This is a genomic window from Enterococcus sp. DIV0756 (assembly GCF_051710745.1).
Lineage (GTDB): Bacteria > Bacillota > Bacilli > Lactobacillales > Enterococcaceae > Enterococcus_A.
Window position 1 is genome coordinate 2,412,697 of record NZ_JBIOLF010000001.1, and the last position, 15,855, is coordinate 2,428,551.

Consider the following 15,855-nt stretch of genomic DNA (forward strand, 5'->3'; position numbering starts at 1 on the left):
TTATAGTCCCTCCTCACAATCAATTTTAAACTGATTGTATTTAACCTTCAGAAAACGTTTCGCCAGCCTATTGAGGAAAAAATTTCCATTACCAAATGTCGGGCAATAATCCAAGTATGTAGATTGTTTTTTTACTCTAATAGGCTTTATTTCGATTTTTTCAGACATAGTGTGCTCAGTAGTTAGAAACTTTTCTCCTTGAATATTCATTGGTTTTAATATGTGAACTTTTATGCATCTCTCCGAGACTGCAAATCCATTTAAACTTGCTTGTTCCCACTGCTCAGCCAGAGAAACATCGATAACATTTGGATTAAAATAAATTTCTAAATTAACATCGAACCATTTCGCTACAATATTAGAAACCTTACCTTTAGGATGCATTTTGACTTCCAAATTAATTGTCTCCTTCGGATATTCATTGTTACTATCCGGTGTAAAAACTATCTTTGATAGTTTCCTATTATTTTGCTTGATTTCCATTTCCAACTCTATTTTTGAGAAGGTCAGACACATCCATTGAAAAAAAGCCACAATGAACAATCCGATTACACCTATCAACAAAGCTACTGCAGCACTCAAAAAACTTTTCCTAAAAACTTCATTTTTAATTTCAATATTATCTAAAAAAGAGTAAATTGGATTTTTTTCATTCGTCACAATAAACGCTGTAATTATCGTTACTAAAAAAGTTTTGAATAATGACCATAAATTACTTTTCATGTATTATCACCTTTCCGTAACTTAGAAAATCTAATAATTGAGCGATAATTTCATACTCTTTATCCAAAATCTCTTCATCAAGTCCGATTACTCCATTATTCATAATAACGATCATACATTGACTATTAGTTCTGAAGAAAAGTTTACTTATTCGAAAATCATATTCAGAAATTAATTGAAGGAAAAGCGAAAAATCAAAATCCTCTTCCTGTAAATAATTGCCTATATCATCATCAAATAGTTCACAATCAACTAGCTCAATTCGTAAATTCTTTGCTGAAATTGCAAGTTGAATAAATTTCCAATTAGACATCAACAATTGCTTAATAGACATTTCTATAAGAAAATTATAAAAGTCCTCATCAGACAGCAAAGCTTGATATTCATTAGGGGAATATTTCAATGCAAACGAGTATCCACTATTACCAACAATCATTTTTGAAATGTTATGTTTTTTTGAAAAAGAGCTTGTATTGAAATTTGTTTGAGTAAGCACCTTAAAAAATTCCATAGCTTTCTCCTTTCAATGAAATTTCATAACCAAAATGAGTCTAATCATTTTACATTAGTAGAATCAAATATTTTTCTTATTCAAGATTAACACACCTTGAGAGCTAAAATAAGCCCTCTTTATTGTTAATCTTATAAAGAAATCATGCCATAACTAGAATAATCAACAAGATAGTTTACTGTGAATTCCGGGACATGAATACAAAATAAAAAGACGAAGCGTTCACATTTCAACGTTTCGGAAGATTTTAACTTTTCTATCTCGCAGAACACTTCATATAAAGTATGGCGTTTTAGTCAATTAAAGCAGATCTTTTAATCTTTATATCAGTAAGCCTTTATTAGTTATAGTATCCCATAGTTTCATCATATACATTAGTAAATCCACCAATACTAATATAGTTCGATTAGTCTCTATACTCACTTGCTTTAATAATTCCACCTTCATAAAAATAGTAATTAGGATCTTCGTTATCTTCACCAGTCCAATAACCTCTGTATGCAATAAGTTCTCCTGAATTGTTACTCAAGGTTTCAAAATCTTTAACATCTCTGTATTTACTGCTGCGCTCTTTTAGTATGGTTTCTAACTTACTCGATAAAATATTGAAATCTGTATTGTATAAAAGTGTGATGTAAGGCATATAAAAAGAGTGCTCAATTAAAATAAAAATATCTTTATCTTTACTTTTCTCAATGGCAGTATTAATATAAGTAATTCTATCAAATAGAGTTTCTATTCCTGCTCTTGTCATGTTTTGGTTTTCCTCCTAAATTTGTAACAATAATATTTTCTATTATACAACCAAATCGACTTAGTCAATCCGATTACTATATTATTGTTTGATTCCTAAGTTATTTCTTAGGACTTACATTTACGTTTGCTCCTCCAACTAATACTAAAAAAGCTAGAAACCCATACATCAAGGTTTCTAGCTTAAAATGGTTCGAGTATTACCCCACAGACCCTTCCATCTCATACTGAATCAGACGGTTCAACTCCACAGCGTATTCCATTGGTAATTCCTTCGTAAATGGTTCCACGAATCCCATAACGATCATCTCTGTCGCTTCTTGTTCAGAAATGCCGCGACTCATTAGATAGTACAATTGTTCTTCAGAGATTTTCGAAACCTTCGCTTCATGCTCTAAAGATACATTTCCATTTAAGATTTCATTATAAGGAATTGTATCCGAACTGGATTGATCATCCATGATGATCGTATCACATTCGATGTGGCTGAATGAACCTGCACTGTTTCGTCCAAAACGAACGGTTCCGCGGTAGTCTACCGCGCCGCCATCTTTGGCGATGGATTTTGAAACGATCGAGCTGGAGGTGTTCGGTGCATTATGGATCATGCGGGCACCGTTATCTAGCACGATGTTCTTGCCGGCTACGGCGATCGATAACATCGTACCGCGGGCGCCTTTGCCTTCCATGTAGACACTTGGGTATTTCATGGTTACTTTTGAGCCTAAGTTGCCGTCGACCCATTCCATTGTCGCGTTTTCTTGGGCTTGTCCACGTTTGGTTTCCAAACTGTAGACGTTGTTTGACCAGTTTTGGATCGTCGTGTAACGGCAGTAGCCGTCTTTTTTTACGAAAACTTCTACGACTGCGGCATGCAGGCTGTCAGAAGAGTACGTTGGTGCGGTACAGCCTTCAACATAATTGATACTTGCGCCTTCGTCCACGATAATCAATGTCCGTTCGAATTGTCCGGTATTCGCCGAGTTGATTCGGAAGTAGGACTGGATCGGAATATCGGTTTTCACACCTTTTGGTACATAGATAAAGGTTCCGCCTGACCAAGCTGCAGAGTTCAACGCAGCCAACTTGTTATCTGATGGCGGTACTAATGTTCCGAAGTATTCCTTGAACAATTCAGGGTATTCCTTCAAAGCTGAGTCTGTATCGGTAAAGACGATCCCTAATTTAGTGAACTCGTCCTTCATGTTGTGGTACACCACTTCTGATTCGTATTGGGCAGAAGCACCAGCTAAGTAAGCACGTTCTGCTTCTGGAATCCCTAGACGTTCAAAAGTCGTTTTGATTTCTTCTGGTACATCATCCCAATCACGAGCAGGTTTGTCGCTGGAACGGATGAAGTAGTTGATTTTATCGTAATCCAGTTCGGATAAATCTGGTCCGTAACCGGGCATCTCTAATTTTCTGAATGTTTCTAAGGATTTCAAGCGGAAATCCAACATCCATTCTGGTTCTCCTTTTGCGCGGGAGATCTCGCGAATGACTTCTTCCGATAGACCTTCACCAGTGGTAAAGACGGGTTCGATATCATCGTGGAAGCCAAATTGATATTCCTCTTGCATTTCAGGTACACTCATGTAGTCCCGCTCCTTATTCGTATTAATGTATTTATTTTTCCTTCAAAAAAATAAGTTTGATTCTCATGCCGTATACCATTCCTCTATAAATGTAGTCGTTCAAAAAAATAAACTGCGAAAAGAGGAGCCAACTCTAATGTAAAGGTGAAAATTTGAAACAAATTTTCTGATTGTCGTTGGCATACGATTCCACTAACGTATTAAAAATACGAAGTGGAACTCGCAACTGGCATCCTTATTCGTATTAATGTATTTATCTTACTAATCTTTATGATATTGCCCTTCCCGAGCTTTACCTTGTTCATCGGTCAGCGCTTTGCCTAAGGCTTTCCACGCTAACGTTGAGCATTTGATGCGGGCTGGGAATTTTGCGACCCCGCTAAGCATCGCTGCATCGCCCAATGCTTCTTCGTCTTTTTCAGGGATCTCATTGCCTTGCACCATTTGGGCAAAAATCACCGCTAAATGTTCTGCTTCTGAGACTGGCTTGCCGATTACCGCATCCGTCATCATCGATGCACTGGCAGTTGAAATCGAGCAGCCGCTGCCGGAAAAGGCAATGTCTGTGATCACGTCATCTTTAACGATCAATTCAAGCTCGATCACATCGCCGCAGGTTGGATTGTTCATCTCGATCGTTTTCGTAGAATCACTTAGTTTTCCGCGATGGTGTGGATGAGAGGAATGGTCCAAGATCACTTGCCGATATAAATTGTCTAATTTAGATAGCGCCATCTTTGAAAAACTCCTTCGTCGCCTTGATTGCTTCGATCAAACGGTTCGCATCTTCTTTCGTATTGTAGAAATAGAAGCTAGCCCGCGCCGTCGCTGGCAGATTCAAATAATTCATTAACGGTTGCGCACAGTGATGACCAGCACGCACCGCGATCCCTTCCATATCTAAAGCAGTCGCTACGTCATGAGGATGGATGCCATCCAGATTAAAGGCAATCACACCGGTATGATGTTTTGGATCTTGTGGTCCATAAGTCGTGATCCCGTCGATCTCATGCAGCTTCGGTAAGACGTATTCAACCAATTCTTGTTCGTAGCGATGGATGTTCTCCATCCCAATCTCGTTCAAGTAATCAACCGCTGCGCCTAAAGCGATAGCTCCTGCGATGTTCGGTGTGCCTGCTTCGAATTTCCATGGCAGTTCTTTCCAGGTACTATCAAACAGATTGACGAAATCAATCATCTCACCGCCGAATTCTACCGGTTCCATCTGTTCTAGCCATTGACGTTTGCCATATAATACACCGATTCCCGTTGGTCCGCACATCTTATGCCCGCTAAAAGCAAAGAAATCGGCATCAAGTGCTTGAACATCAACAGCCATATGTGGAGCAGCTTGCGCACCGTCCACGATCATTACCGCGTTATTGGCATGAGCCATTTCTCCTAATTCTTTGATCGGATTAATCACACCCAGCACGTTTGACACGTAGGCTAATGAAACGATCGCTGTTTTTTCGTTAATGATGTCTTTTGCGGCTGCCATATCAATGAAGCCTTGATCCGTTAATGGCAAATAACGCAGAACTGCACCTTTGCGTTCGACTAATTGCTGCCACGGAATAATATTGGAATGATGCTCCATGTAAGAAATGACAATCTCATCGCCTTCTTTAATGAAAGCATCGCCATAACTGCGAGCCAACCAGTTCAAGCCGGTGGTCGTTCCACGCGTGAACAAGACTTCTGCTGTTTCCTTCGCATTGATAAAGGCTCGGACTTTTTCGCGACTATTTTCATAATCGGCTGTCGCCCGTTCAGCTAACGTATGCACCCCACGGTGAACATTGGCATTGTCATGTTCATAATAATAGCGCAAAACATCTAAGACTTGCGTCGGCTTTTGTGTAGTTGCCGCATTGTCTAAATAAACAAGTGGTTCGTCATTTACTTCTTGGAAAAGAATCGGAAAATCTTTTCTAATAGTAGAAAAATCCCTCATTATTTACTCAACTTCCCTTCGATCGTATCGATCAGTTGCTCTTGAGTGGCTTTGACTGGAATAGCAGTAATAACAGGTCCTAAGAATCCGCGAATAACCAAACGCTCCGCTGCCGCGCGTTCTAGTCCGCGACTCATTAAATAGAAGAGTTCATCTGGGTCAACGCGACCAACACTGGCCGCGTGTCCGGCAGTAACTTCATTTTCATCGATCAGAAGAATCGGATTGGCATCGCCGCGAGATTTCTCAGACAGCATCAATACACGACTTTCTTGTTGTGCATCGGCGCCCTTCGCTCCTTTTAAGATATGCCCGATCCCATTGAAGGTCAAGGTGGATTTATCAAGAATAACGCCGTGTTGTAAAATATGCCCGATCGTATGTGGGGCCTTATTGGTTACACGAGTATCGATCCCTTGAATTTGTTTGCCGTCACTAATCGCTACAATCTTGACTTCTGAATGCGAGCCTTCACCCACCAAATCAGAATCAAAGTCTGCGATCACATTGCCATCATTCATGATTCCGATTGCCCAATCAATCATAGAATCGCGCATTAGGTAACCACGCCGGTTCATATAAGTCGCGATGTTTGCTCCCATTGAATCTACCGCTGAGAATTTCACACGAGCACCTGGTTTCGTGATCACTTCGACCACTACGTTCCCAGAAAGTTTCTTCGCTGTCTCGCCTTGTGATTCAAAACGTTCTAAGTAAGAGAACTCACTATTGTCTTCAGCTACGATTAGGACGTGCTTGAAGAAATGCGCATCGTCATCGCCGTTATGCAAGAAGAGACTTTCGATTGGTTCTTCGATCACGACGTTTTTCGGTACATATAGGAAGATCCCATTGTTCATGAAAGCGGCATGTAACGCCGTCAATGAATTTTCTTCAACGGGTACTGCTTTTTGCATGTAGTATTCTTTGACTAATTCAGGATGCTCTTGCATCGCTGTCACTAAATCAGTGAAGATCACGCCTTGATCTGCAAGCTTTGGTGAGATTTGTTCGAAAACAGTCGTCTCCCCACTTTGCACGATCATCGGATTGTCCTTCATTTGATCAAAGCTTGGAATGGTCCCCGCTGCTTCTTGATGCTCAGGTTTTACATTATAAAGATTCCAACGAGCAAATTTTACCTTTTCAATCACTGGTAAAGGCAGCTCATCGATTTTTGTTAACGCATTGACCCGTAGATCGGTCATCCATTGAGGTTCGGCCCATTCGGCTGAGAAAGCTTTGACGGCCTCAAGATATTCTGTCCATTTTTTCATCTATCTTGCCCTCCTAAACTTCTTCTTTGTAATCGATACCTAATTCAGCAGAGATACCTGCGTAGCCTTCAGCTTCTAAACGTTTCGCTAATTCTGCATCGCCAGTCAAGACTACTCGGCCATCCATCATAATATGCACCACATCTGGCACGATGTAGTTCAATAGACGTTGGTAATGGGTAATGATCAACGCGCCAAACTCTTCGCCACGCATTTCATTGATCCCTTTCGCTACGACCTTCAAGGCATCGATATCAAGTCCTGAGTCGATTTCATCTAAAATTGCAAAAGTAGGTTCGATCATCAATAATTGTAGGATTTCGTTACGTTTCTTTTCCCCACCAGAAAAGCCTTCATTTAAATAGCGTTCCGCCATTTCTTCCGGCATATTCAACAATTCCATTTTTTTATCTAATTTTTTCAAAAATTGCATCACAGAGATTTTTTCATCTTCTTCACGACGAGCGTTGATCGCTGCTCGCATGAATTCAGCATTACTGATTCCCGGGATTTCGCTTGGATATTGCATCGCTAAGAATAACCCTAGACGTGCGCGTTCGTCGACTTCCAAGTCTAAGATATTTTTTCCATCGAAAAGGATTTCGCCTTTCGTCACTTCATAGTTTGGGTTGCCCATGATTGCTGCGGATAAAGTTGACTTACCAGTCCCATTTGGTCCCATGATGGCGTGGATTTCGCCTGTCTTCATCTCAAGGTTTACACCTTTTAAAATTTCTTTATCGTCAATGGCAACGTGCAAGTCTTTGATTTCTAAAACTGACATGAAAGTACCTCCAAAATTTTTTTCTCGTTCTCACATATTTTAGACTAAATGAGAATGGAATACAAACCGATTCACCAATTTTCTTCTAAAAAACTATCCTTTATTTAGAATAATTATAAAAATGCTTTTTCTCGACTGAACTAATCAGAATCTGTAAAGAGTTTTTGTAAGAACGCTTCCTCGGTTAATTTTTCTGTCGACTCCTTAAAATGAAAAAAAGGCGGCTTCTGATCATAAAAAATTTCCGTCGTCAGCTTTGCCTGATCGATTTCATCAAACAAGCCTGCTGGAAAATAATATTCGTCATCTGCCAAGCTATGATAAAACAGACTGCTTCCGCATTGTTTGCAAAATCCCCTTTCTGCCCATTCCGAAGACAGATAGCGTTGAATCTGTTCTTCTCCATTGATCTCAACATCCTTTGGCAACACACCCGCTAACGACAAAAATGGCCCACCGAAGAATTTTTGACACATATGACAATGACAAACAGTGATTTCTCCTGATAGTTCAAGAATAGTAACACGCACCTCGCCACAAAGACAATGACCCTGTAATTCCATCGTGTAATCCTCCTAATTTTTTTGATCCAGCCAAGACTATCGCTGCTTTTTAGAACTATTATTTTATTCTAGTGTATCAAGAATGACTTGGGATACAAAATTCCTTTTTCATAAAACTAAAAAGACGCCGAAGAACTATTTTCTCCAGCGTCTTTAAGACAATTAATACAAGCATTTAATATGATGATGATTTAGCTTCTCCATTTTCTCTGCTAGTACTGGTTTTTCGGTGATTAAATAATCGATTTCATGGCAAGCAATCGCCTGATACATATATTTATGATCCAGCTTATCTTCGGTCGCTAACACGACTACATGGTTGGCTTGTCGGCGGAAGGCTTTTTTGATTAATGCTTCCCCTTCATGGGTTTCCGTCACCCCGTGATCAAAATCTAGGCCGCGACAACCAATAAAAGCCATATCCGCATTATAGGTTAGAATGTCATTGTACGCTTTAGAACCATTGATCGTAGCTCGTTTGGGTACGATTGACCCGCCTAGAACGGATACATGAGCTGTCGTAAATTCACTTAGCATCGCCGCAGTTAGTACGCCATTAGTAATGACCTGCAACCCATCAAACTTGCTTAAATTTTTGATCAAATGCAAACTCGTCGTGCTGGAATCTACAAAAATCACCATATCATCCTTCACTAATGTTGCTGCAACATCGGCAATATATTGTTTGTTATCCTCTTCGTTTAGACGTGTTACCTTCATTAAATAAGGAACATCAATTTTCTTGTTGTCAATAATCATCGCGCCGCCGCGTGTTCGCCTGATTAATCCACTCTCTTCCAATAAAACAAGATCTCTTTTGACCGTCGCCTCGCTGTAATTAACCAAATCAATCAAATCCGCCACTGTTGCAAATTGATTTACCTTTAAGTGATTGACGATCTGTTGCTGCCGATCTTCTATCGCACTTAGCATCTTTCTCCCCCTCTACTTCTTCTCTCTAATTATACCTGCTCCAAAGGAAAAGAAGACAGCCCTTCCACAAAAAATGGAAGTTCTGCCTTTTTTGATTAATACAATTCAGCTTTTCCAATTGTATTCAAAACACCTAGCTTGTGTCTGACTACTTCTTTGACCTTCTCATTGGCTTCTGGGAAAACGTCTCCTGGTTCAAACATCGCAGGATTCTTCGTTAAAATCTCTCTTAAAGCATCAAAGAAGACACTCTTTAAATCAGAACTCAAATTAACTTTTGCCACCCCATATTTCACTGCTTCACTTACTTCGGCATCAGGATTACCCGAACCGCCATGCAAAACAAACGGAATATCGATGCGTTTATTCAATTCTTTAAGTAACTCGATATTTAATTTTGGCGTCATATCTTTAGGATAGAGTCCATGTGCCGTTCCAATGGCCACAGCCAATGTATCAATGCCTGTTTCTCTGACAAATTCTTCTGCTTGATCAGGATCTGTATAGATAATATTCGCTGATCCTCCTTCAGCAGACCCATTATTGCCGATGGTTCCTAATTCTGCTTCGACCGAAACATTTACATCATGAGCTAGCTTCACAACTTCCTTTGTTAATTGCAGGTTTGCTTCAAATGCTTGTGTTGAAGCATCGATCATCACCGAAGTATACCCATTGCGGATTGCCCGCATCACATCCTTGACCGAACCGCCATGATCCATATGGATAACGACCGGAACATTACTGTTATGGGCATACTCTTTCGCTGCTGCCACAAACTCATTATTTAAATAGGCGATTTCATCTGGATGGATTTCTAGAATCACTGGCGCATTCTGAGCTTCCACTTCTTCCATAATGGCCTTCATCATATCGTAGCTGCAAATATTAAATGCAGGTACAGCAAACTTGTTCTCTTTCGCGACTTTCAATAAATCCTTCATTGTATATAACATTACAATTCCACCTCGTTCATCATTTTTGTTTCTTCAACAGTCACTGGCTTTTTCAATAGCCCAACAGCTACAGCTGTCACTAAAGTGCCAGCAACAATTGCTAATAAATACATTGGTAAATTATTCATTACATTTGGGATCAGCATCACCCAAATGCCGCCATGAGGCGCCATCGAAGTCACACCAGCAGCCATCGATATTCCCGCTGCAGTGGCTGAGCCTAACATTAAACTAGGAATTACCCGAATTGGATCTGCTACCGCAAATGGGATCGCTCCTTCAGTAATATATGAAGCCCCTAAAATCCAACACGATTGTCCCGAAGTGCGTTCTTCTTTCGTAAACTTGTTTTTAAATAGGATTGTAGCTAACGCTAAGCCTAAAGGAGGTGTCATTCCAGCAGCCATACAAGCAGCAATTGGCGCATTCACTCCCGCAGACATCAAGCCAATCGAAAAGGTCGAAATGGATTTATTAATGGGACCACCCATATCCGCCGCCATCATGACGCCAATCAACAAGCCAAACATCAGACCTGACGTATTTCCCAGTCCATTCAACCAGCTGGTCAATGCGTCTAAAACCCAGGCAATCGGCTTATCAATGAGGAAGACCATCGCCAGACCAATCACTAAAATAGAAACTAAGGGAACGACGATCAATTGATAAATAGCGGCAAATTGCTTCTTAACGTTAATTTTATTTGCTAAAAGATCCGTCATATACCCAGCTAGTAAACCGCCAATCATCCCGCCTAAGAAACCTGATCCACCATTTGCCGCCAGTAATCCAGCGACGATTCCCGGTGCGAATCCAGCTTTTCCGGCAATTGAACTGGCAATCCCCGCTCCTAAAGCAGGAACCATCATCGCAAAGGCTGTTCCTCCGCCAATCGTAGATAACGCACCAGCGAGAACATTGTAATCGTCAGATTTTGGATCAGACGCCGTTATTCCAAAGGCAAAGCTCAACGCGATAATGATCCCGCCTGCAATGACGAATGGCAGCATGTAATTGACACCATTCATAAAATGGTTATAGATTCCGCTTTTTTGTTCCTGTGAATTCTTTTTCTTGTCTAAAGAAACTTTAGTAGTTCCAATATTTTCTAGCGCTTCTTCGATAACCTTCTCAGGCTCCTTGATCGCTCGAGCAGTAGATACACGCTTAATGTTCCTCCCAGCAAAGCGACTCGTATCAACGTCCTTATCCACCGCCAAAATAATGGCATCCGCCTCCTCAATATCCGAGGAAGTCAAAACATTTTCTATTTTTGCTCCTTGTGTTTCAAACTTCGCTTCATAACCTAGACTTTTTGCAGTAACCTCCAGCTTTTCGGCAGACATGTACGTATGAGCGATTCCAGTGGGGCAAGCAGTGATTCCAATAATTTTCATGATAATTCCTCCTTACTCATGATCTCTAACACTTCCGTCGCATCAGTAGCTTCCTTTAACTGACTTCTAAATGATTCATTCATCAATTTTCGTGATAAATTGCTCAAGATTTCCAAATGCATATCCGATGTCTTTTGAGGGACAAAAATGGCAAAAACCCATTCAATCTCTTTATCATCCAGTCCGACATAATCAGAAATTTTCCCTGTATGCACAAAGCAAATCGTAGGTGCTAAAACCGCTTTGCTTTTCGTATGCGGAATACCAAACCCATCCTCTATTCCTGTAGATGTTTCTGACTCTCTACGATACAAATCTTTCATAACCTTTTTGGCTTTTGTCACTCGCTCCTTTTTTTCTAGCAAACGACTTAATGTTTCAAACAGCTCATCTTTTGAACGGATTGATTCATCAAAAAGAATCAAATCGTTCATCATTAAATCAACTAACTTCACGATAAAAACCTACTTTCATAACTAGGACAGCGCTTTCCTGTTTATGCTGATAACTATAGCATCGCTATCCAAAGCGTTCAATATTTTGACTGATTTTCGGTTTAAAAGTCTTTTGACGACAAAATAGCTCAAAAATCATGATCTATTTAGATCATAATCTTTGAGCTATTTAGAAAGTGACTAAATAAAAAACCTCAATACACTTGTATTGAGGTCAAAAAGTCTACTTATTTATCAACTGGTTTTACAGAACCGTCCCATTTTTTCAAGATCCAATCTTGAACGTCTTTTTCATGTAGGACTTTGTTCAGTTTTTCAATTCGAGGATCGTCTTTATCTTCTGTACGAACGGCTAAAATATTGGCATATGGAGAAGTATCTTTTTCAAGTAAAACGGCATCCTTCACTGGATTTAAACCAGCACCATAAGCGAAGTTGGCATTGATCGCTACTAGATCGCCTTCATCATTGCTGTAAGTCGTTGCTAACAACGCAGGGTCAATTGAGTGATCGAATTTTAATTTCTTAGGATTTTCAGCAATATCTTCAAATGTTGCTGTTTCCAAATCAACACCGTCTTTGACTTTGACTAAACCAGCATCTTGCAAGATCGTGATGATACGGCCCCAGTCTGATTCGGAGCTTGAAGTGATAATTGTCGCACCTTCTTTTAAATCTTTGATGTCTTTGATCTTCTTAGAATATAAGCCCATTGGTTCGATATGAACCGCACCTGCATCCGTGAATTTGTAATCATTTTCCTTCACTGCTTTTTCAAAGAACGGTTTGTGTTGGAAGTAATTCGCATCGATATCTTTGTCTGCTAGCGCTTTGTTCGGCAAGACATAATCATCGAATTTTTTAATTTCTAAATTGACGCCTTCTTTTTCAAGCAACGGTTTCACGTGCTCCAAGATTTCCGCATGCGGTGTTGGTGACGCCCCTACAACTAGTGTGTCACTCTTTTCTTTACTGCTGCTGTCTGATGAACCTGATCCGCTGTTTCCGCATGCTGCCAAGCCGACTGTTAATAACGCTACTGCTGCAAAACCTAAAATTTTCTTTTTCATTGATAGTTCCCCCTAAATTTTTTTGGATTTATTTTTAAGAATAATTGCTATTCTGTGTTAACGCTTGTCTGTTCGTTTTGTCAAGAAATCGCCAACGCCTTGAACGATGAATACGATAATCAAAATAATTACTGTTGCTACCAGTGTGACTGTGTAATTCCCACGTTGATAGCCTTCTTGCCAGGCCAATGCTCCAAGTCCACCTGCACCAATTGCACCCGCCATTGCAGTAAAACCGATCATCGAAACCGAAGTAACTGTTAATCCAGAGATCAACGCTGGCAAGCTTTCCGGAATTAAAACCTTATAGATCGTTTGGAAATAACTAGCGCCCATTGAATCTGCCGCCTCTAACACCCCTGAATCCACTTCGCGAAAAGCAATTTCAACCAGTCGTGCATAAAACGGTGTCGCTGATAAAACCAATGCTGGAATGGCAGCTTTCGCACCCAACATCGTGCCGACTAACGCTTTCGTAAATGGGATAATCAAAACCATCAAAATCATAAACGGCGTTGATCGGAATATATTGCTGAGAATTGAAACTAATCCATATAAGATACTGCGAGCAGCGGAATGTTTCCGCCCCAATGAATAAAGCAGCAGTCCTAGCAATAGTCCTAAAACAAACACGATCAACATCGAAACGATCGTCATAAACAAGGTATCATTGATGGCTTCCTTTAGCGTATCCCACGATACCTGTTGAAAGTTTAAATACGTTTCTGAAAAACTCTTATCCACGGTGCAGCACCTCCACTTCCACTTGTTGATTTTCAATAAAGGCGATGGCTTCATCAACCTTGTCCGCATCGCCCGTCAATTGAACTGTCAATGTGCCGAAGGAATTTCCCGTTGCCCGTTCGATATTGCCATAAACGATGCTGATATTCACTGGAAAATTACGAATTACTTGTGATACGACTGGTTCATTGGCATTGTCCTCTAAAAAGTGCAATGTTGCTAATGTTCCGTTGGGATTTTCTTTAATAAATTCCTTCAATAATTCAGATGGATCGGCTTTCGGCTCAAGATCCTGTTGAACGAAAATCTTGGTCACTTCCTGTTGTGGATGGCGGAAGACTTCACGAACAGAACCTTCTTCTACGATTTTGCCTAACTCCATCACCGCGACCTTATTACAAATTTTGCGAATTACGTTCATCTCGTGAGTGATCAACACAATCGTCAAACCCAATTTTTTATTGATATTGGCCAATAATTCTAAAACCTCTTCCGTTGTCTGCGGGTCCAGCGCACTGGTCGCTTCATCACAGAGTAGGATATCTGGGTCATTTGCTAACGCTCGTGCGATCCCGACCCGTTGTTTTTGTCCGCCTGATAGTTGAGAAGGATAAGCGTCTCCTCTGCCATCAAGACCGACTAGACTTAGCAGTTCTTCTGCTTTTTTGCGACGTTGGTCTTTTGCCACGCCTGCCAATTCTAAAGGTAATTGAATATTCTCAATGACTGTTCGTGACCATAATAGATTGAAATGCTGGAAGATCATCCCAACTTTTTTTCGAAACGTTCTTAATGATGCGCCTTGCAGTTTGGCAACATTTTCACCATTCACTAACACTTGACCGTTAGTAGGTGTTTCTAGTCCATTCAATAAACGAACCAATGTACTCTTCCCAGCGCCCGAATAACCAACGATGCCATAAACATCCTTTTCTTCGATCGCTAAATTGATTCCATTGACTGCGTGGATTGGTCCAGTCTTGCCGGCAAAACTTTTCCCCACTTGATTTAATTCAATCAATGCCATGTTTCTTACACCCTTTCTAAATAACTGATTAGCTTATAGCTAATTCAGATATGTAACTATTTTTTATTTCGCTTGTCATTGCATTAATCTGCGAAAATTTGATGAGGAAGTTTGACAGCTAGCTCATAGTAGCGGAAGCTTTTTCAAAGTTCGAAAAAGCCTTATTTTCGTACGCATATCTTTCTGCTAAACAGCTTGCTCGTAATATCAGTAATAAAACTTTTTTCACGTCATACTGAACAAACTACGAAAAGCAGAATAGACAGCTAGCTCGGAAGAATAGTAATCATTTTTCGAAAAACACGAAAAATGAATCTGATTCTCGCCTCGCATACGATTCCACTAAAGCGCTCGACACTTTCGACAGCTTAAATCGTTATCAAGCTGATACGAATAATAGATACTGCGAAAAGTGTAACTCGCAAAAAAAGCTTCCGCCCTAAAAATGTACGAATGTACACTTAGGACGAAAGCTTTGACTTCCGTGTTACCACCTAAAATTCGTTCTGACCTTGCGATCACAACCTCTGCCAGTACTTGCTCCACGCGTATACTGAGGTGCTGTAACGGGCACTCCCGTGATAGACTTAGCACCCGCTTCGTCCATCCTGCTCAAAGACCATTTTCCATCTCATTGCCATAACTCCTTTTCAGCATACCGGAGCTCTCTTTGTACTTTAATCAGATGTACTTTTCTTTTCATCGCTTTCTCATGTGTATGAAAGGATTATATCAGGCTGATTTTCTCCTGTCAAACATCAAATGAAAATTTCTTTATAGGTTTTCAAACTCATCAACATCGACTTCTCGTAAAGACAAGATCCATGCATCCAATTCTTCCTTCACATTCAATGCAGCAGGATCAGCTAGTACCTTCTCACTAACCGATGAAACCACACCTGTTAATGGACTTTTGAATTCTTGGACTGCTTTTTCTGCTTCAATTTCTAGTAATGGTTCGCCAGCTTTGACCGCTTGCCCAATTTTTGGCAACGAGATGAAGGTCACATCACCAAGGGTATCCGCCATTTCAGCAGTTAGCCCCATGCAAAAATCTTTATCGTTGTGTAAGATCCATAGACCTTCATTTTTTTTCAAGTAACTCATTTA

At 40.3% G+C, this 15,855-nt stretch carries 17 protein-coding genes and 1 other annotated feature; all 17 genes read right to left on the bottom strand.

From position 1 onward, the window contains the following. Positions 1-723, bottom strand: a complete 723-nt coding sequence (locus tag IGI44_RS11755; protein WP_438787902.1) for a hypothetical protein — start codon at positions 721-723, stop codon at positions 1-3. After that, positions 713-1,234, bottom strand: a complete 522-nt coding sequence (locus tag IGI44_RS11760) for a hypothetical protein (protein ID WP_438787903.1) — start codon at positions 1,232-1,234, stop codon at positions 713-715. Before IGI44_RS11760 ends, IGI44_RS11755 begins: the two co-directional genes overlap by 11 nt. A gap of 406 nt (positions 1,235-1,640) precedes the next feature. Further along, a complete protein-coding gene (locus IGI44_RS11765; protein WP_438787904.1) occupies positions 1,641-1,988 on the bottom strand; it encodes a hypothetical protein in 348 nt (115 codons plus the stop codon). A gap of 199 nt (positions 1,989-2,187) precedes the next feature. Then, positions 2,188-3,582: a Fe-S cluster assembly protein SufB gene (sufB, locus tag IGI44_RS11770; protein WP_161169054.1), complete on the bottom strand. Its 1,395-nt coding sequence runs from the start codon at positions 3,580-3,582 to the stop codon at positions 2,188-2,190. Positions 3,583-3,843: 261 nt separating this feature from the next. After that, complete coding sequence (gene sufU / locus IGI44_RS11775; protein WP_438787905.1) at positions 3,844-4,317, bottom strand: Fe-S cluster assembly sulfur transfer protein SufU; 474 nt, start codon at positions 4,315-4,317, stop codon at positions 3,844-3,846. Beyond that, positions 4,304-5,539, bottom strand: coding sequence for a cysteine desulfurase (locus IGI44_RS11780; RefSeq protein WP_438787906.1), 1,236 nt, complete (start codon positions 5,537-5,539; stop codon positions 4,304-4,306). The genes sufU and IGI44_RS11780 overlap by 14 nt, the downstream gene beginning before the upstream one ends. Continuing rightward, on the bottom strand, positions 5,539-6,816 hold the full coding sequence (sufD, locus tag IGI44_RS11785; RefSeq protein WP_438787907.1) for a Fe-S cluster assembly protein SufD: 1,278 nt from the start codon (positions 6,814-6,816) through the stop codon (positions 5,539-5,541). The genes IGI44_RS11780 and sufD overlap by 1 nt, the downstream gene beginning before the upstream one ends. A 13-nt stretch (positions 6,817-6,829) precedes the next feature. After that, the gene (gene sufC / locus IGI44_RS11790) at positions 6,830-7,600 is read right to left on the bottom strand and encodes a Fe-S cluster assembly ATPase SufC (RefSeq protein ID WP_016180483.1); all 771 of its coding nucleotides are present in this window, start codon (positions 7,598-7,600) and stop codon (positions 6,830-6,832) included. Between the two features lie 140 nt (positions 7,601-7,740). Continuing rightward, a complete protein-coding gene (locus tag IGI44_RS11795; RefSeq protein ID WP_438787908.1) occupies positions 7,741-8,163 on the bottom strand; it encodes a GFA family protein in 423 nt (140 codons plus the stop codon). A gap of 162 nt (positions 8,164-8,325) precedes the next feature. Beyond that, positions 8,326-9,096 (bottom strand): DeoR/GlpR family DNA-binding transcription regulator, encoded by a 771-nt coding sequence (locus IGI44_RS11800; RefSeq protein WP_102872497.1) that lies wholly within the window; start codon positions 9,094-9,096, stop codon positions 8,326-8,328. Between the two features lie 95 nt (positions 9,097-9,191). Continuing rightward, positions 9,192-10,052 (bottom strand): ketose-bisphosphate aldolase, encoded by an 861-nt coding sequence (locus IGI44_RS11805; protein ID WP_271819191.1) that lies wholly within the window; start codon positions 10,050-10,052, stop codon positions 9,192-9,194. Next, entirely contained in the window at positions 10,052-11,449 is a 1,398-nt protein-coding gene (locus IGI44_RS11810; protein ID WP_438787909.1) for a PTS fructose transporter subunit IIC, read from the bottom strand. Before IGI44_RS11810 ends, IGI44_RS11805 begins: the two co-directional genes overlap by 1 nt. After that, positions 11,446-11,904: a PTS sugar transporter subunit IIA gene (locus IGI44_RS11815; RefSeq protein WP_438787910.1), complete on the bottom strand. Its 459-nt coding sequence runs from the start codon at positions 11,902-11,904 to the stop codon at positions 11,446-11,448. Before IGI44_RS11815 ends, IGI44_RS11810 begins: the two co-directional genes overlap by 4 nt. A 227-nt stretch (positions 11,905-12,131) precedes the next feature. Then, positions 12,132-12,974 carry a MetQ/NlpA family ABC transporter substrate-binding protein gene (locus IGI44_RS11820; RefSeq protein ID WP_438787911.1) on the bottom strand — a complete coding sequence of 281 codons (843 nt, stop codon included), beginning with the start codon at positions 12,972-12,974 and terminating at the stop codon, positions 12,132-12,134. A 57-nt stretch (positions 12,975-13,031) separates the two neighbouring features. Next, entirely contained in the window at positions 13,032-13,718 is a 687-nt protein-coding gene (locus IGI44_RS11825) for a methionine ABC transporter permease (RefSeq protein ID WP_438787912.1), read from the bottom strand. Then, positions 13,711-14,745, bottom strand: coding sequence for a methionine ABC transporter ATP-binding protein (locus tag IGI44_RS11830; RefSeq protein WP_438787913.1), 1,035 nt, complete (start codon positions 14,743-14,745; stop codon positions 13,711-13,713). Before IGI44_RS11830 ends, IGI44_RS11825 begins: the two co-directional genes overlap by 8 nt. 459 nt (positions 14,746-15,204) lie before the next feature. Continuing rightward, positions 15,205-15,457 (bottom strand) — a binding site (T-box leader). A 62-nt stretch (positions 15,458-15,519) separates the two neighbouring features. Next, positions 15,520-15,852, bottom strand: coding sequence for a glycine cleavage system protein H (locus IGI44_RS11835; protein ID WP_176673325.1), 333 nt, complete (start codon positions 15,850-15,852; stop codon positions 15,520-15,522). Positions 15,853-15,855 lie beyond the last annotated feature (3 nt).